Below are 26,882 nucleotides of genomic sequence, written 5' to 3' on the forward strand. Positions count from 1 at the left end.
ACACGCCAAACAAAACTTTCCCCCCCCCCCCCCCCCACACCCCCCCCCCCCCCCCCCCCCCCCCCCCCCCCCCCCGCGGCGGGGGAAGATCACAGCCGGCGGATGCCTAAACGGGAGCAACTTCCGGTTCGGGTTCCGGAAGCGCGACCTTCTGCCCCTTGCTCAGCACCGTGAGGCCGGAGGCGGTCACGGTGAACCCGCGGGCCAGGTCCAGGTCGCGGTCAACCCCGATGGTGGCTCCCGGCGGAATCACCACGTTCTTGTCGATGATGGCCCGGCGCACCACGGCACCGGCACCGACATGGATGCCGTCCATGAGGACGGAATCGGAGACCGTGGCGCCGGAATCGACATACACATCCGGAGCCAGCACGGATCCGGTGACCGTGCCGCCGGAGATGACGACGCCGTTGGACACGATCGAGTCGAACGCGGTGCCGGGGTGGTCGGCAGCGCTGCGGACGAACTTCGCGGGCGGCGAGATGCTCTGCCGGGTGTAGATGGGCCACTGCAGGTTGTACAGGTTGAACGCCGGCAGCGGGGAAATGAGGTCCATGTTGGCGTCATAGTACGAGTCGAGGGTACCGACGTCGCGCCAGTACTGGTGGTCGCTGCCGGTGGCGCCGGGGATGACGTTGTGCGAAAAGTCGTACACAGCGGCGTCATTGCGCTCCACGAAGTACGGGATGATGTCCCCGCCCATGTCGTGCTTGGTGATCAGCCGTTCGGCGTCCACCTTCAGCGCCTCGACCAGGGCGTCGGTGTTGAAGACGTAGTTGCCCATGGAGGCCAGGAACATGTCCGGATCATCGGGCAGGCCCGGCGTGGTGGCCGGCTTCTCGACGAACGCGCCGATGCGGCCGGGGCTCTCCGGGTCCGTTTCAATGACACCGAACTGGTCGGCCAGGTGCAGCGGCTGGCGGACCGCTGCCACGCTGACCGACGCGCCGGACGCAATGTGGGCTTCGACCATCTGCGAGAAGTCCATCCGGTACACATGGTCGGCGCCAATCACCACGACGATGTCCGGGCGGGCATCGTCGATCAGGTTCATGGACTGGTAGATCGCGTTGGCGCTGCCCAGGAACCAGCTCTTGCCCACGCGCTGCTGGGCCGGAACAGAGGCCACGTAGTTTTGCAGCTGCGTGGACAGCCGCCACGTCTCCGAGATGTGCCGGTCCAGGCTGTGGGATTTGTACTGGGTGAGGACCACGATTTGCAGGTAGCCCGAGTTCACCAGGTTGGAGAGGGCAAAGTCGATGAGCCGGTAACGGCCGGCAAATGGAACGGCGGGTTTTGCACGGTCCGCTGTCAGCGGCATCAGGCGTTTACCTTCTCCGCCGGCAAGGACAACGGCCAGGACCTTCTTTGGCGCCATTTTGGTATTCCCCTGTTTCACTTCATGTCTAACGTGTTCTGATCTGGCGGTGCTTGCTTCTGCGCTCATTCCTGGGGCCAATCAACCGCCCAGTAATAAGTCTGCTGTTCTTCACAGTAGATCACCGGAGCGTCGGTGCACTACGTTGGATTAGTGCGAGTAGATATTGTGTCCAAGGAATTCCCGCCCGAGATCTATGGCGGGGCAGGTGTCCACGTAGCGGAATTGAGCCGTGTGCTGGCCGAGCAGGTGGACCTGCGCGTCCACTGCTTTGGCGCCCCGCGAAACTCCGACTACCACGGCGCCGTCGTCAGCGCCTATGATGTGCCCGCCGAACTGGACGCCGCGAATCCCGCCGTCCAGACGCTGGGCACCGATCTGGAAATCCTCCAGGGCCTGGCCGGAGCGGACCTGGTGCATTCACACACCTGGTACGCGAACATGGCCGGGCACCTCGGTTCGCTGTTGTACGGCGTTCCGCACGTCCTCAGCGCCCACAGCTTGGAACCGCTGCGGCCGTGGAAAGCGGAACAGCTCGGCGGCGGTTACGCCCTGTCCTCCTGGGTGGAAAAAACAGCGTACGACGCCGCCGCCGCCATCATCGCCGTCTCCGAAGGCATGCGGCAGGACATCCTGCGCAGCTACCCGGAGGTCGACCCGGCCAAGGTGCGCGTGGTGCACAACGGCATCGACGTGGAGCTGTGGCGCCCGGACACCGATCCCGAGGGCATCAGCGCCCTGGGCATCGATCCGGACCGCCCCAGTGTGGTTTTTGTCGGGCGCAACACCCGGCAGAAGGGGGTCCCGTACCTGCTGCGTGCGGCCGCGCTGCTGCCTCCGGAGGTCCAGCTCGTGCTGTGCCTCGGAGCTGCCGACACCCCGGAGCTGGCCGCCGAAACCGGCGTCCTGATCGACGAACTCCGCACAAAGCGCAGCGGCGTCGTCGTGATCGAGCGGATGCTGCCGCGCAGCGAGCTCATCAAGGTGCTCAGCTCGGCCACGGTCTTCGCCTGCCCGTCCATCTATGAACCGCTCGGCATCGTGAACCTTGAGGCCATGGCGTGCGGCACCGCCGTCGTTGCCTCGGCCACTGGGGGCATTCCCGAAGTGGTGAACTCCGGCGTGACCGGCTTGCTGGTGCCGTTGGAGCAGCTCTCGGACGGCACCGGAACACCGCTCGATCCCGAGGGCTTTGTCCGCGACTTCGCCGCTGCGCTGACCGAGGTGGTCACCGATCCCGAACGGGCCCGGCGGATGGGCGAGGCGGGCCGGCAACGCGCGACGGATGAGTTTTCCTGGGCTTCCATCGCCGCCGCCACGCTGGAGGTCTACCGCTCCGTCCTGCCGCAGGCCCGCTGACCGCACCGGCGGAACGCTTAACTGCGGAAGGAGGTCCCGGCAAGTTTCCCGGCCGGGACCTCCTTCCACTTCAGGCGCGCACGCGCCTATCGCTTGGCCTTGGCTGCCTGCTTCTTTCGCTGGATCAGGATTTTCTCGTCCACCGGTGCGGCTCCGCTGGCGCGCATCAGGCGCTGGTATTCCATCGCTTCGTCCTGCCGCGTTTTCTCCGCGCCGGAAGCGACGGAGGCCCGCAGATGCTCCGGGCCGTAGCCGAAGGCATCCACCAGGTCCAGTGCGTGCGGGCGGAGCTTGGCCAGCAGCCGGTTGATGTACGGGCCAAGGGTGCGGGCCCGCTGCGTGGACAGCCGGCCGTGCATCAGGTACCAGGACAGGTTCTTCTCGATCAGGCACAGCCCGAAGAGGTCACGCAGCCACGTCAGAACCTGCCGGGTGCCGGCGTCGTCGATGCCCTCCAGCGCCCGGGTGAAGGCTTCCCACTGCAGCAGTTCGGAGTGCGCGCGGGCCGCCTCGATCAGGGCGTGCTGGTTGTCGTTGAAGACTGCCGCACCCTTGTCCTTGGGCAGCTTGCGGGCCCCGCGCAGGGCGCCGGCCACTTCGGCGACCATGGTCCCCACCCGGTCGGTCAGCAGGTCCCGCTGCGTCCGGGCATCGCGCAGCGCAATGGCTGACTTCTTCTCCGAGCCGGTATCGGCGAACGCCTGGACGATCTGCCGCAGGCCCGTGCGGTGCATGGTCCGGTCGGTGGCCTGGCCGACGGCGTACCGGGCCAGCACGCCGAAGTCGGCACCGACAAATTCCTTGGCGTAGTCAGCGAGCAGCCGCTTGGCGACCAGCTGCAGCAGGACGGTGTTGTCGCCCTCGAAGGTGGCGTAGATGTCCAGGTCGGCCCGCAGCGCGGTCAGCCGGTTTTCGGCCAGGAAGCCGGCACCGCCGGTGGCCTCGCGTGCTTCCTGGAGGGTGTCCAGGGCGTGCCAGGTGGAGAGCGACTTCAGGCCGGCCGCGAGGGTTTCCAGGTCCTGGCGGTCTTCTTCGGTGTCATGGGCACCCGAGAAAACGTCGTCGAACTTGTGCAGCAGTTCCTCGTGGGCGAAGGCCGCCGCATACGTGGTGGCCAGCCGCGGCAGCAGCCGGCGCTGGTGCTGCTGGTAGTCCATCAGGACTTCCTCGGTAATGTCCGAGGCGCCGTTGAACTGGCGGCGCTCAGTGCCGTACTGGATGGCAGTCTTCAGGGCGAGCTTGCTGGCGGCCACTGCGGCGCCGTCCAGGGACACCCGGCCCTGCACCAGGGTGCCGATCATGGTGAAGAAGCGCCGGCCCGGGCTTTCGATCGACGAGGTGTACGTGCCGTCCGCAGCCACGTCGCCGTAGCGGTTGAGCAGGTTGGTGCGCGGAATGCGCACGTTGGAAAAATGCAGCCGCCCGTTGTCGATGCCGTTCAGGCCGCCCTTGATGCCGTCGTCCTCGCCGCCGATGCCGGGCAGGAAGCCGTTGTCGTCGCGCAGGTCGACGTAGAACGCGTGCACGCCGTGGTCCACGCCCTTGGTGATCAGGTGGGCGAAGACGACGGCGGCCTTGCCGTGGACGGCGGCGTTGCCGATGTAGTCCTTCCAGGCGGCGCGGAAGGGGGTGTTGATGATGAACTCTTCGGTGCCGGCGTCGTACTCGGCGGTGGTGGCGATGCTGGCGACGTCGGAACCGTGTCCGGTTTCCGTCATGGCGAAGCAGCCGGGAATCTCCAGGCTCATGATGCCGGGGAGCCACTTGTCATGGTGGTCGCGGGTTCCCAGGTGCATGACGGCGCCGCCGAACAGGCCCCACTGCACGCCGGCCTTGATCTGCAGGGACGGATCCGCCACCACCAGTTCGCCGAAGCCGGCAACATTGCCGCCGTGGTTGTCCTCGCCGCCCACGTAGGCCGGGAAGGCCCGGTGCACGGCCTTGCTCTCCGCCAGCACCTTCAGCTGCGCCATGACCCGTTCGCGGTGCTCCGTGTGCGGCAGGCCGGCGGGGGTGTGCAGCGCGTCAGTGCCGGCGAGTTCTCGGGCCTGCAGGCGGATATCCGCCCACGTGCCCAGCAGTGCCCGGCTGAGGGCGTCAACGTTGACGACGGCGCTGTCGTCATCGCGGATGGAGGCACTGGCCGGGATCTGGCGTTCCGGTTTGGAGGCTGTTTGCGTCATTGCGTGTCCTTCTCGTAGTGGTGGTGCCTGTTTTTGCTGGGAGGAAGCGGAAGGGGAGCGCCGGGGCGGTTCATGCCCGCCCCTGCTCGTAGCCGATGCCGTCGAAGAGCCAAACGGTCAGCTGCCGGGTCATTTCGGCCTCGGAAGGTTTGTCGGGTCCGGGCTCGGTGGCCAGCCACTTCTCGCCGGCGGCGCGGACCATGCCCAGCGCCGCCGTCGGCCAGAAGCTTGCGGCAACCCCCAGGTTCCGGGCGGGGGAGGTGCCGGGGGAGCCGGTCTCCAGATAGGCCCGCATCGCGCGGTCCATCATGCCGGTGATGGCCTCAAAGAAATGGGTGAGGCTGTCAGCGAAACGGTGCTCGGTATTGCCTGTTGCTTCGCCGGCTGCGACAAAGGCATACACATTGGGCGACGTCTGCGCCATCTGCAGGTACGCGGACACCATCGCCTGCAACCCGGCGCGGGGTGACTGGGCGGTGCGCCCCGCGGCGAGGATCTTGTCCTGCATCTGTGCCAGCACGACGTCGCCCATTGCCTGCTGCAGTCCGGCCTTGTCGCCGAAATACCGGTAGTACACGGATTTCGAGGTTCCGGAAGCGGCAGCAATCTCCTCCATGGAGGCACCGGCGCCGAGGGTGTGGACGGCACGGCGGGCGGCCTTGATCAGATCGCTGCGGCGCTCCGTGCGGTGGGCTTCCCAGCGGAGGGACCGGCCGTCGGATGCCCCGGGGGCGGGGGGGTCTTGCAGAGCAGTGTTCACGATACTCAGCGTATCAGGTACGCTGGGTTGCAGTAACTCCCCTCACATTTTGCAGTACTTCCAAGGAGACCAGACTCATGGCTGCACAGCCCCAGGCCGAATCCGCCGCCACCGGCGGATCCACCCCTGTTCCCGCCGTCCGGAAGGCCGTCGTCATTGGCGGAAACCGCATCCCCTTCGCCCGCGCCGGCGGCAAATACACCTACAGCTCCAATCAGGACATGCTGACTGCTGCGCTCGACGGACTCGTCGCCCGCTTCGGGCTGCAGGGCGAACGCATCGGCGAAGTCGCCGCCGGCGCCGTGCTGAAGCACTCCAGCGACTTCAACCTCACGCGGGAAGCAGTCCTGGGTTCCGCCCTCTCCGCCGAGACCCCCGCCTATGACGTGCAGCAGGCCTGCGCCACCGGACTCGAGACGGTGATCAGTCTGGCCAACAAGATCAAGCTCGGCCAGCTTGATTCCGCCATCGCCGGCGGCGTGGACTCCGCCTCCGATGCCCCCATTGCCGTCAGCGAAGGCCTGCGCCGGACCCTGCTGGACCTGTCGCGGGCCAAGACCGCCAAGCAGAAGCTGGCCGCCGTCGCCAAGCTGCGGCCCAAGGACCTGGCCCCGAACGCCCCCACCACCGGCGAACCCCGCACCGGCCTGTCCATGGGCGAGCATCAGGCCCTGACCACGGCCCAGTGGAAGATCACGCGCGAGGCACAGGACGAACTAGCCCTGGCCAGCCACAAGAACATGGCGGCGGCCTACGACCGCGGATTCTTCGACGATCTGGTGACCCCCTACCGCGGCCTCTCCCGGGACGCCAACCTGCGCCCGGACACCACCATGGAGAAGCTGGGCAAGCTGAAGCCCGCCTTCGGCCGCGGCCTCGGCGACGAAGCGACCATGACCGCCGGAAACTCTACACCGCTGACCGACGGCGCTGCCGTGGTTCTGCTGGGTTCCGAGGACTTCGCCCGCGAACACGACCTGCCGATGCTGGCCAACATCGTGGACGCCGAAGCCGGCGCCGTCGACTTCGTGCACGGCAAGGACGGCCTGCTGATGGCGCCCGCCTTCGCCGTGCCGCGCCTGCTGGCCCGCAACAACCTCACGCTGGACGACTTCGACTTCTTCGAAATCCATGAAGCCTTTGCCGGCACCGTGCTCAGCACGCTGGCCGCCTGGGAAGATGATGAGTTCTCCCGCACCCGGCTGGGCCTCAACGGCCCGTTCGGCACGATCGACCGGTCCAAGCTCAACGTCAACGGATCTTCGCTGGCCGCCGGCCATCCGTTCGCCGCCACGGGCGGGCGCATCGTCGCCTCGCTGGCCAAAATGCTGCATGAAAAGGGTTCCGGCCGGGGGCTGATCTCCATCTGCGCCGCCGGCGGCCAGGGCCTTGTCGCGATCCTCGAGGCACGCTGACCATGAACGACGCATACCTGAACCTCGTCAACACCGGTTTCACCAAGGACATCGCCAAGAAGCTGGGCCTGCCCCGTCCGGCCATCCTGCGGCGCTTCGATCCGGCCCAGCCGCTGGTCCCCGGACCGGTGCTGGTCCTGGGCAAGGGCGAAGCCGCGGACACGCTCTCGCAGCTGCTGCTCGGCTGGGACCAGGATGTCCGGCGGCATGCCACGCCCAAGGAGAAGCTCGGCGCCATCCTGCTGGTGCTGGATACCGCAGCCGCTCCCGAGGATCTGGGCGAGGTCACCCTGGCCGCCGGCGCGGCACTGCGGGACCTGGCCCCGGGCGGACGCGTGGTCACCGTCTCCCGGCCCGCCGCCGAGGCACAGGAACCCGAGGCGGCAGCGGCACGGCAGGGAATTGACGGGCTGCTCCGCTCCATTGCCCATGAACTGCGCGGCGGAGCCACCGCCAACGGCATCATCCTCGCCAACGGTGCTCCCGCCTCGACTCCGGGCACGGCGGCAGCCCTGCGCTTCCTGCTCTCGGGCAAGAGCGCCTACGTCAACGGCCAGTTCATCACCGTCGGTTCCGACGCCGGCACGCTGCCCGCGGACTGGAACGCTCCGCTGGCCGGCAAGGTTGCGGTGGTGACCGGGGCCGCCCGGGGGATCGGCGCGGCCATTGCCCGGGTCCTGCACCGCGACGGCGCCACGGTGATCGTCGTTGACGTGCCGGCGGCCGGCGAACAGCTGGCCAAGGTGGCCAATGAGATCTCCGGCACCGCACTGCAGGTGGACATCACCCGCGACGACGCCGCCGACCGCATCCTGGCCCACGCCAAGGAACGCTACGGGCACCTGGACATCGTCATCCACAACGCCGGCATTACCCGCGACAAGCTGCTGGCCAACATGGACGAATCCCGCTGGCAGTCGGTCGTTGCCGTGAACATTGCGTCGCAGTTGAAGATGAACCGGACCCTGCTGGCCTCGGAGACCTTCAGCCGCGAAGGCCGGATCGTCTCGCTGGCCTCCACCAGCGGCATCGCCGGCAACCGCGGACAGACCAACTACGCCGCCTCCAAGGGCGGAGTCATCGGCATGGTGCGGGCGACGGCGCCGCTGCTGGCTCCACGCGGCGGCTCCATCAACGCCGTGGCTCCCGGTTTCATTGAAACCGACATGACAGCAGCCATTCCGGCCCTCACCCGCCAGGTGGCGCGCCGCCTGAGCAGCCTGCAGCAGGGCGGCCTGCCCATCGACGTGGCCGAGACCATTTCCTTCCTGGCCTCGGACGCGGCCGGCGGCGTGAACGGACAGGTTGTGCGGGTCTGCGGCCAGAACATGGTGGGCGCATGAGTGAGACCCAGCTGGGCGAGATACCCGCGCTCGGCAAGCTGTATGTCGGTGCCGTCGGCGCTGCGGCCAGGGCGCGGCTCTCCTCGGCTCCGGCGTCCCGAACCTTGCCGGCGGACCGGCACACGGTGCGCGGCGCCCGTGTGGACCTGGAGCGGCTGGCGGACTTCCAGCGGCTCGTGCTGCACAGCGCGTCCGACTACCTGCCCTCCGGTTTCGTGCACACGTTCGCGTTTCCGGTGGCGATGAGCCTCATGGCTCGGGAAGATTTCCCGCTGCCGCTGCTGGGCATGGTGCATCTTCGGAACCGTGTGGAGCACTTCCGGCCGATCCATTACACCGAACCGCTCACCGTCACCGCCTGGGCGGAAAACCTGGCCGGACACCGCGCCGGCACCTCCGTGGAGCTGATCGCCGAAGTCCGCGCCGGAACCGGGGAGGGCACGGGGGAGGGCACGGGGGATGGCACGGGGGAGAACACCGCCGTCGTCTGGCGCGGGCGGTCGACCTATCTCGCCAAGGGTGTGTTCCTGCCCCGCCTTGACCGGCCGGGTGCACGCGCACCCCGCCCGGATTTCGTTCCCCCGCAGCCGACGGCGCAGTGGCGGCTCGGCGCGGACGCGGGGCGCAACTACGCGCGGGTGTCCGGCGACTTCAACCCGATCCACCTCAGCAGGCTGTCGGCGAAGGCGCTGGGCATGAAGCGGTCGCTGGCGCACGGCATGTACCTGGCCTCCCGGGTGGTGGCCGACATCGTGCAGAACCGGCAGGAGCCGTACGAGTGGACCATCGAGTTTGACTCTCCGGTGTTCCTGCCGGCGACGGTCGCCCTGTCAATCTCCGATGCGGAAGGGGAGGACGGGTACGCCGGATCCACCTTTGTTGGTTGGAACCAGCGCTCCCTTCGCCGGAACTTCACCGGCAGTGTCCGGCCGCTGTAGTTCCGCCCGGGCTGCTACCGTGCCCTCATGATGAAATCGGACGCATTGCTTGCCGCTGCCCGGGAGCTGGACGCGGCGGACCCGCTGGCCGGCTTCCGGGACCGCTTCCTGGAAGCCGACGGCGTCAGCTCCTATCTGGACGGCAATTCGCTGGGCCGTCCGCTGCGGGCCAGCGCGGCGCATCTGCAGGACTTTGTGCAGGTCCAGTGGGGCACCCGGCTCATCCGCGGCTGGGATGAGCAGTGGCTGGAGCTGCCGCAGCAGCTCGGCGACGCGCTGGGCGCCGCGGTGCTCGGCGCCGCCGCCGGGCAGTGCATCGTGGCCGATTCCACCACGGTCCTGCTCTACAAGCTGGCCCGTGCCGCAGTGGCTGCCCGCCCGGGGCGGACCGAGATTGTCCTGGACACCGACAACTTTCCCACCGACAGGTATGTTCTGGAGGGCATCGCCAATGAGTGCGGGCTGACCCTGCGCTGGATCGCCGCCGACTACGACGGCGGCGTCAGCGCCGACGCAGTGGCGCAGGCGGTCGGGCCGCAGACCGCCCTGGCGGTCTTCAGCCACGTCGCCTACCGCTCCGGTTTCCTGGCCGACGCCGCAGCCATCACGGCAGCAGTGCACGACGCCGGGGGACTGGTGCTCTGGGACCTGTGCCACTCAGCGGGGGCGGTTCCGGCACAGCTGGACGCCTGGGACGTGGACTACGCGGTGGGCTGCAGCTACAAATACCTCAACGGCGGCCCCGGTGCCCCGGCCTGGGCCTATGTGGCCCGGCGGCATCAGGAGACCTTCACCCAGCCCATCCAGGGCTGGCTGGGCAGCGCCGACCCCTTCGGCATGGCCCAGGGCTACACGCCGGCCGCCGGCATCCGCCGGCTGGTGTCCGGAACGCCGCCGGTGCTCGGCATGCTGCCCCTGCGGGACATGGTCGCGCTCCTCGCCGAGGCCGGCATCGATGCGGTGCGGACCAAATCCGTGGCCCTCACCGAATATGCCCTGGCGGCGGTGGACACCCTGCTGGCGCCGCACGGCGTCGTCCTGGCCTCTCCTCGCGCCGCCGAACGGCGCGGCAGTCACATCACTATCGATCATCCATCGTTCCAGGCCGTCACCGCGGCCCTGTGGAAGCAGGGAGTGATCCCCGACTACCGGAATCCGTCCGGAATCCGGCTGGGGCTGTCCCCGCTGTCGACGTCGTTCGAGGAGACGTTCACCGGAATCGCGGCGGTCTCGGCGGAGCTGCGCCGCCAACCGGCGGAAAGTCCCCGCCGGACGGAAGCCCGTCCGGTCCGCTGAGGCCCGCGGCCGCGGAGGCCAAGTATTGGAATTGACAACCGGCATGGACCGGGAGCCATAATGTTAGCGCTCACATATTTATGTGACGCACTTCTCATTTCCGGCCTGCCGGGCCGGCTGCGGGAAGGGTAAGCCGCGTCACGCGATCCGGTAGTTTCTCCGCTAGACAACGACGTCAATCGAAAGGGCTCCTTCGTGAAAATCCGTAAACTCCTGCTCAGCCTGACGGCGGGCATCCTGGCCGTGTCAGTGGCCGGCTGCGGTTCCGGCTCGGGCCGCGGCGGCGCTGATTCCGACGCCGCCGAATCGGGCGACAACGCCGGCGCGCTGGTGGGCATTGCCATGCCGACCAAGACCTCGGAACGCTGGATCAAGGACGGCGACTCCATCAAGGCAGAGCTTGAAGAGCTCGGTTACGAAACGACCCTGGAATACGCCGACGACGACATCCCCACCCAGGTCCAGCAGGTGTCCAACATGATCACCAAGGGCGCCAAAGTCCTGGTCATCGCGGCCATCGACGGCACCGCCCTCAGCGATCAGCTGGACAACGCGGCCGCCGCCGGCATCAAGGTGATCGCCTATGACCGCCTGATCACGGGCAACAAGAACGTTGACTACTACACCACCTTTGACAACTACACCGTAGGTGTCCAGCAGGCCACATCGCTGCTGACCGGCCTGGGCATCCTCGACGCCGAGGGCAAGGAGACCGGGGCAGCGGAACCGAAGAACGTCGAACTCTTCGCCGGCAGCCCTGATGACAACAACGCCAACTTCTTCTACGACGGCGCCATGGCCACCCTGCAGCCCCACATCGACAAGGGAACCCTCGTGGTCCAGAGCGGACAGACCGGGTTCTCGCAGATCGCCACCCTGCGCTGGGATCCGGCCACCGCGCAGAAGCGCATGCAGAACCTGATCGCCAGCAACTACTCGGGCGGCGAGAAGGTCGACGGCGTGCTGTCCCCGTATGACGGCATCTCCCTGGGCATCATTTCCGCCCTTACCGGATCCGGCTATTCACCGGATGCCCTGCCCGTCATCACCGGACAGGACGCCGAAGCCGCGTCAGTGAAGTCCATCATGGACAACCAGCAGTACTCCACGATCTTCAAGGACACGCGTGCCCTGGGCGAGCAGACCGTTGCCATGGTTGATGACGTGCTCAAGGGCGAAGTCCCCGAGACCAATGACAACGAGACGTACGACAACAAGGTGAAGATTGTCCCGACCTTCCTGCTGGATCCGATGGTGGTCACGAAGGACAACTACGAGGAAGTCCTCGTCGACAGCGGCTACTACCAGGCCTCCGACCTCAAGTAACCCCCTACCACCGCGGTGGCGGAGGCGGGCGCCGGCGCCCGCGGCCGCCGGCGGGAACCCCCCCGCCCCGCCCCCAACGTGAACGCGAATATTCTTTCCATGCGGGGCATCACCAAGTCGTTCCCCGGGGTCAAGGCACTGCAGGAAGTCTCCCTGGAGGTCCAGCAGGGGCACGTCCATGCCATCTGCGGAGAAAACGGCGCCGGGAAATCCACCCTGATGAAGGTCCTCTCCGGCGTCTATCCGGCCGGAACCTACGAGGGCGGAATCTACCTGGACGGTGAACTCCAGGAGTACAAGGACATCAAGGACTCCGAGTCCGCCGGCGTGGTGATCATCCACCAGGAACTGGCGCTGAGCCCGTTCCTGTCCATCGCAGAGAACATCTACCTTGGCAATGAACAGTCCAAGGGCGGTTTCATTGACTGGCACCGGACCAACCTCGAGGCCGCGAAGCTTCTCGAGCGGGTGGGCCTGGCGGAAAACCCGGCCATCCGGATCCAGGACATCGGCGTCGGCAAGCAGCAGCTGGTGGAAATCGCCAAGGCGCTGTCCAAGCGGGTGAAGCTGCTAATCCTGGACGAGCCCACGGCAGCCCTGAACGATGAAGACTCCGAGCATCTGCTGGGTTTGATCAAGGACCTGCGCAGTGACGGCATCACCTGCATCATCATCAGCCACAAGCTCAACGAGATTAAGGCGATCGCCGACGCCGTCACCATCATCCGTGACGGCCGCACCATCGAAACGCTGGACATGCATGCCGACGAAGTCTCCGAGGAGCGCATTATCCGGGGCATGGTGGGACGCGACCTGGACAGCCGCTATCCGGAGCACACTTCGGTCATCGGCGAGGAAGTCCTGCGCATCGAGGACTGGACGGTGCATCATCCGCTGGACCGGTCGCGCAAGGTCGTCACCGGCGCCAACCTGTACGTGCGGGCCGGTGAGATCGTGGGCATCGCCGGACTGATGGGGGCCGGCCGCACGGAACTGGCCATGAGCGTGTTCGGCCACAGCTACGGGCACAACATCAGCGGCCGCACCTACAAGGACGGCCGCGAGATCACGATGAAGACCGTCGGCCAGGCCATCGCCCACGGCCTGGCGTACGCCACCGAAGACCGCAAGCGCTACGGCCTGAACCTCATCGAGGACATTAGGCGCAACATCTCGGCGTCCAGCCTGAACAAGCTGTCCGTCCGCGGCTGGGTGGATCCGTACCGGGAGCATCTGACGGCGGAGAAATACCGCACCAGCATGAACATCAAGGCGCCGTCGGTGCTGTCGCTGACCGGCAAGCTCTCCGGCGGAAACCAGCAAAAGGTGGTGCTCTCCAAATGGATCCACACCAATCCGGACGTGCTGATCCTGGATGAGCCCACCCGCGGCATCGACGTCGGTGCCAAGTATGAGATTTACACCATCATCAACGAGCTGGCCGACCAGGGGAAGGCGATCATTGTGATCTCCTCCGAGCTGCCGGAACTGCTGGGGATCTGCGACCGCATCTACACCCTCGCCGAGGGCCGCATCACCGCGGACGTCCCGCGGGAGAAGGCCAGCGCCGAATACCTCATGCAGTACATGACCCGTGATGCCAGGACTCCTGCCGCCGCGACAGACAAGGAACGCCAATGAGCACTCTCACCGACCAGGGTCCGTCCACCGGCGCTCCCGCGCCGAAGACCAACCCGACAGGAATCGTCGGCTCTGCCCTGAACTACCTCACCGGGCAGCTGCGCCAGGTGGGACTGTTCATCGCACTGATCGCGATCATCATCTTTTTCCAGATCACCACCAACGGGATCACCCTGGCACCGATCAACGTGTCAAACCTGATCATCCAGAACAGCTACATCCTGATCCTCGCCGTCGGCATGGTGCTCGTGATCATTGCCGGGCACATTGACCTCTCGGTCGGCTCCGTGGTCGCCTTCACCGGCGCGGCCGCGGGCGTCATGATCACCCAGTGGGGGCTGCCCTGGTGGCTGGCCGCCGTCCTGTGCCTGGTCCTCGGCGCCGCCGTCGGAGCCTGGCAGGGGTTCTGGATCGCCTACTTCGGAATTCCGGCGTTCATCGTGACCCTGGCGGGCATGCTGACGTTCCGCGGACTGACGCAGATTGTGCTGCAGAACCGGCAGATCTCGCCGTTCCCGGATCAGTTCCGCGACCTGGGCAGCGGATTCCTTCCCGACCTCGGCGGAGGGACGAGTTTCCTGGAACCGCTGACAGTGATCATCGGAGTGCTTTCGGCCGCCGCCCTGGTGGGCTCGGGCATCCGGCAGCGGATGATCCGCCGCCGGCACCAGCTGGTCGACGAACCGATGCTCTGGTTCGCGGCCAAGCTCGTCCTGACCGCCGGCCTGATCCTGTTCATCACCTATCTGCTGGCCAGCTACCGCGGAACGCCCATCGTCCTGGTCATCCTGGGCCTGCTGACGGTCGGCTATGCCGCCGTCATGAACCGCAGCGTCTGGGGCCGCCACATCTACGCCATGGGCGGGAACCTGCACGCGGCGGAACTCTCCGGCATCAACACCAAGCGGACCACCTTCACCGTCTTCATCAACATGGGCGTCCTGGCCGCGCTGGCAGGGCTGGTCTTCACCGCGCAGCTGAACCTGGCCAGTCCCAAAGCGGGCGAGGGATTCGAGTTGGATGCCATCGCCGCAGTCTTCATCGGCGGAGCTGCCGTCACCGGCGGCATCGGCCGGGTGACCGGAGCCATCATCGGCGGTCTGATCATCGGAATCCTGAACAACGGCATGTCCATCATGGGCGTCGGCACCGAGTACCAGCAGCTGATCAAGGGGCTCGTCCTGCTGGCAGCCGTGGCGTTTGACGTCTTCAACAAGCGCCGCGGATCCTCCTTGATCACGTAGCAGGAGCACACACACATGTGGCCGGCACCCGCAGGGCGGGTGCCGGCCACAGGAATGTCAGCCCTGCTGGGAGGAGACCCTAGTGATGGGCCTTCACAGCCAGGACGGGGCAGTCGGCCTGGAGCAGCACGCGCTGCGCCGTGCTGCCCAGCAGCATCTTGCCGACCGGGGTGCGGCGGCGCAGCCCCAGGACAACCAGCTCGACTTCCGGCCCGGCGGCCGCCGCGAGGATCTCCTCGGCGGGATCGAAGTCGCCGACCGGGTGGACCAGCTCGTAGGCCGTTCCATCCGCGGTCAGCTCTGCTTCGAGCTGGGCAAGCGCCGCGTTATTGGCGTCCTCCTGCTCCTGATGGTGCAGTCCGTGACGGGGGAACGCCACGTTCACGATGACCAGCAGCGCTGCGCGGTCACTGGCCTCCCGGCGGGCGGCGTCCAGCGCCGCCGTCCCCTCGGGGGTGGGAAGAAATCCGACGACAATACTCATGGTGCTCCTGACCTAGGGATGGAAACGCGGGGCGGGGAAAAGGCTTAGCCCCGGAGTTCTTCGGCATCAGTAAAGCGGGTCTTCTTGGCGCGCACGGCCCGGTTCCAGAACCAGGTCAGCACCCACAGCAGCAGGCCCAGCAGCAGCATGAGGCCGGCAATCTGGTATTCGATCGGATCCTGCGCCCAGGGGCCCAGGAGGAAAGCGCAGGTGAAGACACCGACGTAGGGCAGGAAGCCGGGGGAGCGGAAATGCTTGCTCTCGTGCGGGGTGCGGCGCAGCACCAGGCAGGCGATGTTCACCACGGTGAACACAGCCAGCAGCAGCAGCGCCGTGGTCCCGCCCAGGGCGGTGACGGTTTCCTTGCCCATGAAGTTGGTGACGGTGATGATCAGGCCCAGCGCGATGGCGGTGGTGAAGATGATCGAAGCCCACGGCGTCCGCCGCCCGGGGAGCACCTTGGAAAGTGAACGGGGAAGCACATCCTGCTTCGCCATGCCGTACAGCAGGCGGCTGGCCATCAGCATGTTGATCAGGGCGGTGTTGGCCACGGCAAAAATGGACAGGAACGGATAGATGACGTCCACCGGCAGGTTGGGTGCCCCGGCACGCACGACCTCCAGAAGCGGGGTTGCGCTGGAGGAGAGCTGGCCCACGGGCACAATGGCGACGGCGGCAATGGACACCAGCAGATAGACAGCCAGCGTGATGCTTAGCCCGGTCAGCATGACCTTCGGGAAAATCTTGGCCGGATCCTTGGTTTCCTCAGCCATGTTGACCGAGTCCTCAAAGCCCACCATTGAGAAGAAGGCCAGCGATGTGGCGGCCGTGAGGGCCAGGAAGACGCTCTTGTTTCCTTCGGTTTCGAAGACCATGACGCGGGAGAAATCGACATTCCCCTGGCTCATTGCCCAGAATCCAATCAGGATGACAATCAGCAGACCGGTAAGTTCGATGATCGTCAGGACCACGTTGAACTTGATGCTCTCCCCGACTCCGCGCAGGTTGATCACGGCGAGGACCAGCATGAAGATGACGGCCACCCATGTGACTCCGGTCTGTCCCCAATCCAGGTCAAAGCCGACGATGAAGTTTTCGGCCAGGAACTTGGCGGCCGTCGAAGCTGAGGTAATTCCTGAGCTCAGCACGGCAAAGGTCACCAGGAAGGTGAGGAAATGAATGCCGAAGGCCTTGTGCGCATAGAGCGCGGCCCCGGCGGCCTGCGGAAATTTGGTCACCAGTTCCAGGTAGGACAGGGCGGTGATGGTGGCAACGGCGAAGGCGACCAGGATGGGTGCCCACGCGGCACCGCCGATTTCGCCGGCCACTTGGCCGGTAAGGGCATAGACTCCGGTGCCAAGAATGTCGCCGACGATGAAGAGCAGCAAAAGCTTGGTTCCCATCACCCGCTTCAGCTCGGGTTCCCCGGAGCCGATTTTTGTATCGCCCATGGCTGGTTTCCTGCTTTCTAAAGTATCTGCAATGCGGCACGAGGGCGTGTCCCGGAAATTCGGTCACGACCCGCTGCCCGGTATTCTCTGCGCTGTTAACAGGCAAAGCAATGTTACGGGACTTGACGCTCCTCCGCTTGCGCGGGACCCGGATGGCGCACGACGCGGACGGATCCAATGCGCCTGCGCTGGACGCTGAGCACCTCCAATTCGCATTCCGGTGCGGCGACAGTGTCTCCGGGACGGGCAATCCTGCCCAGCCGCGCCAGAATGTAGCCGCCGACGGTTTCGTACTGCCCTTCCGGAAGCGGGACGCCGGTCAGCCGCTCGAATTCCTGCAGGATCAGCGCTCCGTCCACCACCAGGTCGCCGCGCACCTGCCGGTGCCGGTCTTCGGGGTCCCGGAAGGTGTCGTATTCGTCGTAGATCTCCCCGACCAGTTCCTCCACAAGGTCCTCCAGGGTGACAATGCCGTCAGTGCCGCCGTATTCGTCGGCGACCACGGCAATATGGCTGCCGTTCCGGCGCATCCTGGACAGCGAGGGAACCACGGGTGCCGTACCGGGCAGGAACAGGATCGGCCGGACAATGTCACCGAGCCGGAGTGCCTCAGACTCCGGGAAACTGCCGCCGTCGCCGGTTTCCCGGAGGAGGTCGCGGACGTGGACGAAGCCGAGGACGTCGTCGGGGGACTCCCCAATGACCGGATAGCGCGAATAGGGCAGCGAGTGCACTGCCGCCCGGGCCTGGGCTACGGTCAGGTCGGCGGAGAGGAACTGCACCTGCGGCCGCGGACGCATCACCTCCTGGAGGAGCCGGTTTCCGGCGCCGAACACGTCGGAGAGAATCCGCCGGCTGTCCTCGGCCAGGACCGGACTCGCGGCGACCATGTCCCACAGCTCCTGCGACGTCACCGGCGGTGTCCTGACTTTGGGATCCCCGCCGAGGAGCCGGACCACGGTGTCAGTGGAGACCGACAGCAGCTTAATGACCGGGCGCATCACGACGGCGAAAGCGTTCAGGGGAGGTGCGAGCAGCCGGGTGAAACGCTCGGCATTCTGCATCGCGAGCCGCTTGGGCACCAGCTCCCCGAACACCAGGGACAAGTAGGCGACGGCGAGGGTCAGCAGGATGAAGGCGGTGGCATCCGCGGCGGCGGGCGGAAAGCCGAAGCTGCGGAGGGCGGGGGCCGCGGCCGGGGCCAGCGCGGAGGCACCGTAGGCCGCGGAGAAAAAGCCCGAGAGGGTGACACCAATTTGGATGGACGAGAGGAAGAGGTTTGGGTTGCGGGCAAGTTCCGCGATTCTCCGGCCGCCGGCACCCGATGCCTCAATGCGGCTGATTTGGCTCTCCCGCAGTGAAACCAGCGCCATCTCAGTGCCCGCGAAGATTCCTCCCAGCAGCACGAAGAACACCACCAGAAGCAGATTGAAGAGCGTGCCGCCATCCATGGTCAGAGCGTACCGGTGCGTCGACGCAGGGCACATGATTGACTCCTCGCGGAGTCGGGGAAAGATAATCGGAAGCAGTACGCGTCTTCCGACACGGCTGCGGCCGGTTTCAGGACCGACGGCAGTGCCTCCAACCGAAAGCGGTCGGCACCATGAGTACTGTCAATCACCCCGTGTCATCCTCCGGCTGGACCGATTGGATCCGCTTCGCCGGCGTCATCCTGCTGGTCCACGGGATTTTCAGCGCCAGCTGATGCTGGTGCCGGTCCAGCCCTGGTGGTCGCTGATCGTTATCGCGATCGACGTGTTGATCCTCTACGCGCTTGTTGCCCACGGCAGCGAGCGCGGAGCGCCTGCGCAGCGATAGCTCCCGAACCGCTACCCCGCCAGCTGCAGCACGTTCCAGGCCACCAGGGACAGTCCGAGGACCAATGCCGTGACGGCAGTAATCGTGTGGCCATGGGCCTGCATCCAGGCATACAGGGTGGAAAGGTGGCCCTGGGCCGTGTCGGGGGAGCGCAGCCAGATTCCGATCGGGACGACGACGGCGGACTGTGCCACCGCTGCGTACGCAAGGACCGTGCGCAGCTTGTCCAGCCTTCCTTTGCCGGCCCGCGGCTTCCGCTGGACCAGATACGCCCCATAAACCGCGAGTCCGGCGCCAACCGCGATGCAGAGGACGGCGGGCACCGTCACCTGGTTCAGGCTGGGCCGTGCCGGCGGCAGGTGCAGCCCAACCGCTGACAGCCCAACCAGCACGATCGATCCGGCGAGGCTGCCGCACAGGAACGGCACCGCACCGCGCCGCGGCGTCGGTGAGAGCAGGATCATGACGGTGATGCTCACCGGCACCGAACTCACCGCGCCCGCCAGAGTCACGGACACCAGGCTGGTGATGAGGCTCAGTACGGTTCAGACGTTCCGCGGCGTCATGCCGCGGGTGCATCGCCGGGGCGCGGGCGGGCGGCTCCGCGCCGGGCACGCCGCCCTTCGCGGGTGCGCCGTGCACGGATATCCGCATCCTGCTGTTCGAGGAGAGGCTCAAGGTCCTTGTGGTCTCCCGTGACCGGACGCCACCACGCCAGCGACGGATCGGAATCCAGGAGCAGTGTTCGGGCCAGCAGCGTCAGCGGCACGGCAAGAATGGCTCCGACGGGACCCAGGACCACCGCCCAGAAAAGCACCGAGAGAAAGGTCAGCGTCTCGCTGAGGTTCACCGCGTTGCCCACATACTTCGGCTGCACGATGGACTGGATGACGCCGTTGATTCCGCCGTACACAATGACAACGGCAACTGCGGTTGCCCAGCCGCCGGTGAGGTAGCCAAAAAACAGCGGCGGAATGATGGCAATGAAGTATCTAATGTTGGGAATGTAGCTGCAGGTGAACGAGAGCAGCCCCCACAGCAGGGCCCCCGGAACCTGGAGGATCACGAGGACGAGCCAGTTGAACAACCCCTGGGCCACCCCCCCAGGACAGTGGTGGCGACCATGCAGCGGCGCACTCCGGAGGCGAAGCCCTCCAGTGCGGCAACCAGTGCCGGGCGGTGGTCCTTCAGATGGTTCAGCAGCGCCGGTGTCCGGGAACCGTCCACCGCCATCAGGATGAGCAGGGTGAGGACGATGAGCAGGGCCCCCGCCAGGTTGCTGAGAGATGGAGGCGCAGGCAGCGGCGATCTGCGGCGCGAACTGCGGCAGCAGCGCTGAAAACTGCGCCAGCGCCGCAATGAGTGCTCCGGCGAAACCGGCGAGCAGGATGAAGACGGCGGCGATGCTGCCTCCGGTCGCGATGCCCCGGGGAATTCCGTGTCCCTGCAGCCACCGCCGCACCGGATGAACGCACAGGGTGAGCACAAAAGCCAAAAATGCCGGCGTGAAGATGCCGCTGGCCGCTGCCAGGCCGAAGGCTGCAAGGGCCGCCGCCGAGCATGAGCAAGATCACGGCGCTGCGGGGAAAAACGGGGCGTGCGCCGGTGTCCGATGGCCCCGAAGCCATCGAGTCCTCCTTCGTTGGCTGGACGAAAGTCCAGGAGCCCCGGGGACCGGGCCAGAAGGGATGGGACAACAAAATACCCCCGGAATCCAGTGGATTCCGGGGGTATCAATTGTGCGCGGAGGGGGACTTGAACCCCCACCCTCGTTAGAGGACTAGCACCTCAAGCTAGCGCGTCTGCCATTCCGCCACCCGCGCTTGGGTGTTTTCCGCAAGGCCTTCAGTCGTTCAAAAGCTGCGGAAGCAACGGGAAAAACTCTAACACGGATTTGGACGCAACCGTAAATCGGCGCTGGTCAGGCCTCCGGGAACTAGGCTGGCAGCATTGCCTTCGAAGGAGAACCCATGTCTGAAACCACTGCGCGCGAGCGAACAGCCGAAGATGAAGTCACCCGGATCTGCCAGGAGCTCATCCGCTTTGATACCTCCAACTTTGGAGACGGATCCGGCCCGGGGGAGCGGTCCGCCGCCGAGTACACGGCCGGACTGATCGAAGAGGCGGGACTTCAGGCTGACCTGTTCGAATCAGCCCCCGGCCGCGCCTCGGTTGTCACGCGCATGGAGGGCACCGATTCGTCCCTTCCGGCGCTGGTGGTGCACGGCCATCTGGACGTGGTCCCGGCGCAGAAGCAGGACTGGTCGGTGGACCCGTTCAGCGGGGAAGAGCGGGACGGCCTGATCTGGGGCCGCGGCGCCGTCGACATGAAGGACATGGACGCCATGATCCTCTCCGTGATGCGCAGCATGGCCCGCACCGGAACCAAGCCGAAGCGGGACCTCATTTTCGCCTTCTTTGCCGATGAGGAAGCCGGCGGAAAGTACGGGGCCACCTGGGCGGTCGAAAACCGCCGCGAACTGTTTGACGGTGCCACCGAAGCGATTTCGGAAGTGGGCGGCTTCTCGGCAACGATCGGCGGCAAGCGCACCTACCTGCTGCAGACCGCCGAGAAGGGCATCTCCTGGCTGCGGCTGGTCGCCCACGGGCGCGCCGGGCACGGTTCGCAGATCAACACCGACAACGCGGTGACCCGGCTGGCCCGCGCCGTGGCCACGATCGGAGAGTACCCCTGGCCCATTGAGCTCACCGACACCACCCGGGCCTTTTTGGACGGCGTCACCGAGCTCACCGGCGTCGAGTTCGATCCTGACAACCCGGAGAAGCTGCTGGCCGAGCTGGGCACCGTGGCCCGTTTCGTGGGCGCCACGCTGCAGAACACTGCCAATCCCTCTGTCCTGAAGGCCGGCTACAAGCACAACGTCATTCCGGGAACCGCCGAAGCCCTGATCGACGTGCGCACCCTGCCCGGGCAGGAAGAGCAGGTCCTGGCCATCATCAAGGACCTCGCCGGACCCGGAGTCGACGTCAACTACGAACACAAGGACGTCTCTCTCGAGGTGCCGTTCAAGGGCAACCTCGTGGATTCGATGATCGGCGCGCTGCAGGCCGAGGACCCGGGAGCGCCCGTCCTGCCCTACACGCTTTCCGGCGGCACCGACAACAAGTCCCTGAGCCGCCTGGGCATCACCGGCTACGGGTTCGCCCCGCTGCGCCTGCCCGAGGACCTGGACTTCACCGGCATGTTCCACGGCGTGGACGAGCGCGTTCCGGTGGATTCCCTGAAATTCGGCACGCGGGTGCTGTCCCGCCTGCTCACCAGCTACTAGGAGCCGCCCCGTGAACGTCACCGACATCCTGACCCCGGAACTCCTGGACCGCCTGCGCAGCCGGGCCGCCGGCTACGACCGGGACAACAGCTTCTTCACGGAAGACCTCGAGGACCTGCGCGCCGCCGGCTACCTGGCCCTCTTTTCCCCGCGGGAGGCGGGCGGCGCGGGGTTCAGCATTCCCGAGGTGGTGCAGGCCCAGCGCCTGCTGGCCACGGCTGCTCCGGCCACCGCGCTGGCGGTCAACATGCACCAGGTCTGGTGCGGAGTGGCGCACCTGCTGTCGCTGCGCGGGGATGATTCCCTGTCCTTCGTGCTCGAGGACGCGGTCAAGGGGGAGCTGTATGCCTTCGGCGTCTCCGAGCCGGGGAACGCCGCGGTGCTCTTTGACTCCTTCACGGCAGCGCGGCCGCAGGGGGACGGCTCCTATGCGTTCACCGGGACCAAGATTTTCACCAGCCTCTCCCCGGCGTGGACCCGGCTCGGCATTTTCGGCCGGGACGATTCCGATCCGGACGAACCCCGGCTGGTCTTCGGCTTCGCTCCGCGGGGCACCGCGGGCATCACCATCAAAGACGACTGGAACACCATGGGCATGCGCGCCAGCCAGTCCTGCACCACCGTCCTGGACAACGCGGTGCTGACCGCTGATCAGCTGGTCCGCACCACGCCGGTGGGCCCGCACGCCGACGCCTTCGTGTTCGGCATCTTCAGCCTGTTCGAGACGCTGCTCTCGGCGGTCTACACCGGAGTGGGGGACCGCGCCGTCGACCTGGCGGTGGCGGCGGCGCAGGAGCGGACGACGGCGGGCGGCGGTCCCGCCGCCCATGACCCGTTCACCCGCTGGAAAGTGGCCGATGCAGCGATCCGGATGGACGGCATCCATCCGCAGCTGGAAGCCATTGCGCGTGACCTCGAAGCCGGCACCGACCACGGCAGCCTCTGGTTTCCCCGGCTGTCCTCGCTGAAGTACCGTGCCACCGAAACCGCCCGTTCCGTCGTCGAAACGGCCGTGCGGGTGTCAGGGGGCCGAAGCTACTCACGCGGGGCGGAGCTGGAACGCCTGTATCGGGACGTCCTGGCCGGGATGTTCCACCCGTCCAGCGAAGACTCGGTCCACAACTCGGTTGCGAATGCCTGGCTGGGGCCGGTTCCCGGGGATTCCTGAGCCGGACTGTGCTTCCTGACCGGACCGGTGCTTCCTGAGTCGGCCGGTGCAGGCCGGTGCACAAGGCTCAGGCGGTGCGCTGAACCCGCATCACGCGCCGGCGGAGCCAGAAGCGCCGGGCGCCGCCGCGGTAAATGCAACTGCGGTGCAGCTCCCACTTGCCGTACTCCGCATGCCCACTGATCACCCTGCGGGCCTCGGCCACTGAATCTCCGGGGTTCACCGACACCACGAGGTACTCATAGTCCCGGAAGTTCTCGTCTGGCCGCTGCACGCCGGGCCGAAGAATTTGTTCTCGCATATCCCTCCAATTTTGCCTTCTTTACCGCTAACGTCTAGGGCATGAGCATAGATCCGCACGTGGCGCTCCAATCCCTGATGGCCGCCCTCGAAGAGCATCTGACGGCTGCTTCCCAGCGCCGCGGGGACAAGGATCCGATGGTGGAGACAGCATATCTGGCGGTGGCGGATGCCTTCGAAGTCTATGAGGAGGTCCTCTACGACGCGTACGGCGAGGTCACGCCGCTGGAGATCTATGAGGACGACGACGATGAGTTTGACGGCTCCTTTGCCGACGACGGGGAGGGAGCCGAAGAGCGGTCCTCCGGAGTCCAGCCCGGGCAATAGCTCCGGGCGCCCGGTCGGGAAATCCTGCCGCTGCGGAGCATGACATGGAACTCACCGGCGGGACGCCCCGAGGGCTGCGCGCGGACAGGTGCGGGTCGTGGCTTAGAGTTCTATCTTGTGAATTGGTTTGAAGCGCTCTTCCTCGGTCTCATTCAGGGCTTGACTGAATTTCTCCCCATCTCCTCCAGCGCCCATCTGCGAATAGTGGGTGAACTGCTGCCCGGCGCCCAGGATCCGGGCGCGGCGTTCACCGCCATCACGCAGCTGGGCACGGAAACGGCAGTGGCGGTCTATTTCTGGAAAGACATCGTCCGCATCATTAAGGCGTGGTTTGGTTCGCTGGCCGGCCGCGTTCCGCGCACCGACCCCGATGCCCGCATGGGGTGGCTGATCATCATCGGCACGCTGCCCATCGTGGTCCTGGGCCTGCTGTTCCAGGACCAGATCGAAAGCACCTTCCGCAGCCTCTGGATCGTGGCGACCATGCTGATCGTGTTCGGCATCATCCTCGCCGTGGCGGACGCCGTCGGCAAGCAGCAGCGCAAGCTGGACCAGCTCACCTACAAGCACGGCATCCTGTACGGCTTCGCGCAGGCGCTGGCCCTGATTCCGGGCGTCAGCCGCTCCGGCGGCACGATCACGGCAGGGCTGTTCATGGGCTACACCCGTGAGGCAGCCGCCCGTTATGCCTTCCTGCTGGCCATCCCCGCGGTCTTCGGCAGCGGCATCTTCCAGCTGGTGAAGTCCTTGGACGAACCGATGGTCTACGGCGGCTGGGAAACCGCCGGCGCCACTCTGGTCGCGTTCATCGTGGGCTTCATCATCATCGGCTGGTTCCTGCGGTATGTTTCCACCCGCGGCTACAGCCTCTTTGTCTGGTATCGCATCCTTCTCGGCGTCGTGATTTATATCCTGCTGGGACTCGGCGTGCTGAACGCCTAGCAACGGAAAGTAGAGTTGAACCTGTGATCGCGTGGAAAAGCTCCCCCCTGCCCGTCCTGCCCGGAACCTCCCCGGACGTCGCCCTCTACGACACCGCCCTGCACCGGACAGTGCCCGTGCGCCCGGGAGGTGAAGCCAGCCTCTACGTCTGCGGAATCACTCCCTACGACGCCACGCACATGGGACATGCCTCAACCTATGTGGCCTTCGACCTGCTGAACCGGCAGTGGCGGGACTCCGGGAACAGCGTCCGCTACGTGCAGAACGTGACCGATGTGGACGATCCGCTGCTGGAGCGGGCGACCGCCAGGGGTCTGGACTGGCGCGCCCTGGCGCAGGAGCAGACACAGCTCTTCCGCGACGACATGGAAGCCCTGAATGTCCTCGCCCCGGACCACTACATCGGCGCCGTCGAGTCCATCGAGTGGATTGTGCCGGTGGTGGAAGACCTCCTCCGCCGCGGCCTCGCCTACCGGGTCCCGGCGGCGGGCAGTGAACCCGCCGGCGACGTCTATTTCTCCGTCGATGCGGCGTCGCGACTGGATCCCGAGGACCCCGACGCATGGCGGCTGGGCAGCGTCTCCGGGCTGACCGCCGACCAGATGCTGCCGCTCTTCGCCGAACGCGGCGGAGACCCGCTGCGCCCGGGCAAGCGCAACGCCCTGGATCCGCTGCTGTGGCGCGTCGAGCGTCCCGGCGAGCCGTTCTGGGACGGTGCGTCGCTGGGCTCCGGGCGGCCCGGCTGGCACATCGAATGTTCGGTCATCGCACAGCGTTTCCTGCCGGCGCCGTTCACGGTGCAGGCCGGCGGGTCCGACCTGGTCTTCCCGCATCATGAGATGAGCGCGGGCCATGCCTACGCCTGCACCGGCACACCGCTGGCACGCCACTATGCCCACGCCGGAATGGTCGGCCTGGACGGCGCAAAGATGAGCAAGTCACTGGGCAACCTGGTCCTGGTCTCCTCGCTGCGGACCTCCGGCACTGATCCTGCGGCGATCCGTGCCGTGCTGCTGAGCCATCACTACCGCACCGACTGGTTCTGGACCGGGGAGCAGCTGACCGCCGCCGAGCAGCGGTTGTCCCGCTGGCGGTGTGCCCTGCCTCTGACCGGATACGCACAGGCCGAGGAGATGCTCGCCGGTGTGCGGGCCGCGCTGGCCCGTGACCTGGATGCCCCTGCCGCCCTGGCAGCAGTCGACGCCTGGGCCGCTTCGGCCTTGGAAACTCCGGCCGAGGACCGCAGCGACGACGCAGCTGTCCTGGCCGGATCGGCCGTTGATGCGCTGCTGGGGATTCGGCTCTAGTCCCGCCGGCGGCGTTTGAGGTACCGCTCAAACTCGCGGGCGATCGACTCTCCGCTGGCTTCCGGCAGGTCGGCGGTGTCCTTGGCCTCCTCCAGTTGCCGCACGTAGGCGGCAATTTCCGGATCGTCGGTGGCCAGTTCGTCGACGCCGCGTTCCCAGGCCTCCGCCTCATCCGTCAGCAGCCTGGTGTCCAGCGGCGCCTGCAGCAGCTCCTCGAGGCGGTGCAGCAGCGACAACTGCGCCTTCGGTGAGGGGGAGTGGCCCACATAGTGCGGCACGGCCGCCCACATCGACACGGCGGGGATGTCGGCCAGCCCGGCCATTTCCGCGAGGACCCCCACGATGCCGATCGGCCCCTCGTAGTGCGAGGATTCCACCTTCAGGTCCTCGCGCAGGTCGGAGTCCTCGCAGGTGACCGTGACGGGAATGGGACGGGTGTGCGGCACGTCGGCGAGCAGTGCGCCGGCCAGCACGATGCAGTCAACACCGAGTTCCTTGGCCAGGGCAATCAGTTCGGCGGTGTAGGCGCGCCACTTATAGGACGGCTCGACGCCCGACACGAAAATAATGTCCAGGTTGCTGTCCGGAACCTCGGCACGGGAAATGCGGGTGGTGGGCCACTTGATCCGCCGCTCACCGGACCCCAGCCGTTCAATGACGGGGCGGGTGAACTGGAAGTCGTAGTATTCGTCGGCGTTCAGGCTCCCGATCTTCTCGGCTTCCCAGAACATGCTCAGGTACTTCAGCGCGTCGCTGGCGGCCTCCCCGGCGTCGTTCCACCCTTCGAAGGCGGCCAGCATCACGGTGGTTCGCTCCTGGGAACCGCCAAAAAAATCCTGGAGACCAACGGGCGGGGTTTCTTCGGTATTGCTCACAGACTCACCCTATGCCCAGCACGTCGCGCTGTCAGGA

Annotated in this window: 23 protein-coding genes, 1 tRNA gene and 1 pseudogene; 14 read left to right on the forward strand and 11 right to left on the reverse strand. The window is 66.4% G+C overall.

Translation table 11 applies throughout. The annotated features are described in order from the left end of the window. Window positions 1-115: 115 nt before the first annotated feature. A pseudogene (gene glgC, locus QNN99_RS07270) lies at window positions 116-1,447 on the reverse strand (glucose-1-phosphate adenylyltransferase); the annotation flags it as partial. Between the two features lie 84 nt (window positions 1,448-1,531). Between glgC and glgA the strand changes: the two are divergent. After that, on the forward strand, window positions 1,532-2,737 hold the full coding sequence (glgA, locus tag QNN99_RS07275; protein WP_229965801.1) for a glycogen synthase: 1,206 nt from the start codon (window positions 1,532-1,534) through the stop codon (window positions 2,735-2,737). A gap of 86 nt (window positions 2,738-2,823) precedes the next feature. Here glgA and QNN99_RS07280 read toward each other — a convergent pair whose 3' ends face one another. Further along, entirely contained in the window at window positions 2,824-4,920 is a 2,097-nt protein-coding gene (locus tag QNN99_RS07280) for an acyl-CoA dehydrogenase family protein (protein ID WP_229965802.1), read from the reverse strand. Between the two features lie 70 nt (window positions 4,921-4,990). After that, a complete protein-coding gene (locus QNN99_RS07285) occupies window positions 4,991-5,680 on the reverse strand; it encodes a TetR/AcrR family transcriptional regulator (protein ID WP_229965803.1) in 690 nt (229 codons plus the stop codon). A 77-nt stretch (window positions 5,681-5,757) separates the two neighbouring features. Between QNN99_RS07285 and QNN99_RS07290 the strand changes: the two genes are divergently transcribed. From QNN99_RS07290 to mmsB, 7 genes are all read left to right on the forward strand, one after another. Beyond that, on the forward strand, window positions 5,758-7,095 hold the full coding sequence (locus QNN99_RS07290) for an acetyl-CoA C-acetyltransferase (RefSeq protein WP_229965804.1): 1,338 nt from the start codon (window positions 5,758-5,760) through the stop codon (window positions 7,093-7,095). 2 nt (window positions 7,096-7,097) lie between these two features. Further along, window positions 7,098-8,438: a 3-oxoacyl-ACP reductase gene (locus QNN99_RS07295; protein WP_229965805.1), complete on the forward strand. Its 1,341-nt coding sequence runs from the start codon at window positions 7,098-7,100 to the stop codon at window positions 8,436-8,438. Continuing rightward, entirely contained in the window at window positions 8,435-9,376 is a 942-nt protein-coding gene (locus tag QNN99_RS07300; RefSeq protein ID WP_229965806.1) for a MaoC/PaaZ C-terminal domain-containing protein, read from the forward strand. The genes QNN99_RS07295 and QNN99_RS07300 overlap by 4 nt, the downstream gene beginning before the upstream one ends. Window positions 9,377-9,403: 27 nt before the next feature. After that, window positions 9,404-10,672, forward strand: a complete 1,269-nt coding sequence (locus tag QNN99_RS07305) for a kynureninase (RefSeq protein ID WP_229965807.1) — start codon at window positions 9,404-9,406, stop codon at window positions 10,670-10,672. Window positions 10,673-10,867: 195 nt separating this feature from the next. Further along, on the forward strand, window positions 10,868-11,998 hold the full coding sequence (chvE, locus tag QNN99_RS07310; RefSeq protein ID WP_229965808.1) for a multiple monosaccharide ABC transporter substrate-binding protein: 1,131 nt from the start codon (window positions 10,868-10,870) through the stop codon (window positions 11,996-11,998). A gap of 99 nt (window positions 11,999-12,097) precedes the next feature. Continuing rightward, window positions 12,098-13,639, forward strand: coding sequence for a multiple monosaccharide ABC transporter ATP-binding protein (mmsA, locus tag QNN99_RS07315; protein WP_231712708.1), 1,542 nt, complete (start codon window positions 12,098-12,100; stop codon window positions 13,637-13,639). Beyond that, a complete protein-coding gene (gene mmsB / locus QNN99_RS07320; RefSeq protein ID WP_229965810.1) occupies window positions 13,636-14,883 on the forward strand; it encodes a multiple monosaccharide ABC transporter permease in 1,248 nt (415 codons plus the stop codon). Before mmsA ends, mmsB begins: the two co-directional genes overlap by 4 nt. Before the next feature lie 79 nt (window positions 14,884-14,962). On the opposite strand, the gene QNN99_RS07325 is transcribed toward mmsB, so the two are convergent. From QNN99_RS07325 to QNN99_RS07335, 3 genes are all read right to left on the reverse strand, one after another. Continuing rightward, window positions 14,963-15,367 carry a universal stress protein gene (locus tag QNN99_RS07325; protein WP_229965811.1) on the reverse strand — a complete coding sequence of 135 codons (405 nt, stop codon included), beginning with the start codon at window positions 15,365-15,367 and terminating at the stop codon, window positions 14,963-14,965. A gap of 44 nt (window positions 15,368-15,411) precedes the next feature. Further along, window positions 15,412-16,818 (reverse strand): APC family permease, encoded by a 1,407-nt coding sequence (locus tag QNN99_RS07330; RefSeq protein ID WP_229965812.1) that lies wholly within the window; start codon window positions 16,816-16,818, stop codon window positions 15,412-15,414. A gap of 113 nt (window positions 16,819-16,931) precedes the next feature. After that, window positions 16,932-18,305 (reverse strand): hemolysin family protein, encoded by a 1,374-nt coding sequence (locus tag QNN99_RS07335; RefSeq protein WP_331461763.1) that lies wholly within the window; start codon window positions 18,303-18,305, stop codon window positions 16,932-16,934. 217 nt (window positions 18,306-18,522) lie between these two features. Between QNN99_RS07335 and QNN99_RS17480 the strand changes: the two genes are divergently transcribed. Continuing rightward, complete coding sequence (locus QNN99_RS17480; RefSeq protein WP_442860493.1) at window positions 18,523-18,636, forward strand: DUF7144 family membrane protein; 114 nt, start codon at window positions 18,523-18,525, stop codon at window positions 18,634-18,636. Window positions 18,637-18,647: 11 nt separating this feature from the next. Here QNN99_RS17480 and QNN99_RS07340 read toward each other — a convergent pair whose 3' ends face one another. The 3 genes from QNN99_RS07340 to QNN99_RS07350 form a co-directional block, all read right to left on the reverse strand. Beyond that, entirely contained in the window at window positions 18,648-19,148 is a 501-nt protein-coding gene (locus QNN99_RS07340; protein ID WP_229965813.1) for a sulfite exporter TauE/SafE family protein, read from the reverse strand. A 50-nt stretch (window positions 19,149-19,198) separates the two neighbouring features. Then, on the reverse strand, window positions 19,199-19,735 hold the full coding sequence (locus QNN99_RS07345; protein ID WP_229965814.1) for an AI-2E family transporter: 537 nt from the start codon (window positions 19,733-19,735) through the stop codon (window positions 19,199-19,201). Window positions 19,736-20,376: 641 nt separating this feature from the next. After that, window positions 20,377-20,459 (reverse strand) — tRNA-Leu (locus QNN99_RS07350). Between the two features lie 147 nt (window positions 20,460-20,606). Here QNN99_RS07350 and QNN99_RS07355 point away from each other — a divergent pair. Together QNN99_RS07355 and QNN99_RS07360 are read left to right on the forward strand one after the other, a co-directional pair. Further along, window positions 20,607-21,926, forward strand: a complete 1,320-nt coding sequence (locus tag QNN99_RS07355) for a M20/M25/M40 family metallo-hydrolase (RefSeq protein ID WP_229965815.1) — start codon at window positions 20,607-20,609, stop codon at window positions 21,924-21,926. Between the two features lie 10 nt (window positions 21,927-21,936). Then, on the forward strand, window positions 21,937-23,094 hold the full coding sequence (locus tag QNN99_RS07360) for an acyl-CoA dehydrogenase family protein (RefSeq protein ID WP_229965816.1): 1,158 nt from the start codon (window positions 21,937-21,939) through the stop codon (window positions 23,092-23,094). A 67-nt stretch (window positions 23,095-23,161) separates the two neighbouring features. Here QNN99_RS07360 and QNN99_RS07365 read toward each other — a convergent pair whose 3' ends face one another. Next, a complete protein-coding gene (locus QNN99_RS07365; RefSeq protein ID WP_229965817.1) occupies window positions 23,162-23,395 on the reverse strand; it encodes a DUF5703 family protein in 234 nt (77 codons plus the stop codon). Between the two features lie 41 nt (window positions 23,396-23,436). Here QNN99_RS07365 and QNN99_RS07370 point away from each other — a divergent pair, with 41 nt between their 5' ends. The 3 genes from QNN99_RS07370 to mshC all read left to right on the forward strand — a co-directional run bounded on the left by QNN99_RS07370 (window position 23,437) and on the right by mshC (window position 25,970). Then, window positions 23,437-23,721, forward strand: coding sequence for a hypothetical protein (locus tag QNN99_RS07370; protein ID WP_229965818.1), 285 nt, complete (start codon window positions 23,437-23,439; stop codon window positions 23,719-23,721). Window positions 23,722-23,838: 117 nt separating this feature from the next. Continuing rightward, window positions 23,839-24,663, forward strand: a complete 825-nt coding sequence (locus QNN99_RS07375) for an undecaprenyl-diphosphate phosphatase (protein ID WP_229965819.1) — start codon at window positions 23,839-23,841, stop codon at window positions 24,661-24,663. Window positions 24,664-24,686: 23 nt separating this feature from the next. Beyond that, a complete protein-coding gene (gene mshC, locus QNN99_RS07380; protein ID WP_229965820.1) occupies window positions 24,687-25,970 on the forward strand; it encodes a cysteine--1-D-myo-inosityl 2-amino-2-deoxy-alpha-D-glucopyranoside ligase in 1,284 nt (427 codons plus the stop codon). Here mshC and QNN99_RS07385 read toward each other — a convergent pair. Then, window positions 25,967-26,845 (reverse strand): PAC2 family protein, encoded by an 879-nt coding sequence (locus tag QNN99_RS07385; RefSeq protein WP_229965821.1) that lies wholly within the window; start codon window positions 26,843-26,845, stop codon window positions 25,967-25,969. The genes mshC and QNN99_RS07385 overlap by 4 nt on opposite strands. Window positions 26,846-26,882: the final 37 nt, after the last annotated feature.

The organism is Arthrobacter sp. zg.Y820 (assembly GCF_030125555.1).
Taxonomy (GTDB): domain Bacteria; phylum Actinomycetota; class Actinomycetes; order Actinomycetales; family Micrococcaceae; genus Arthrobacter_B.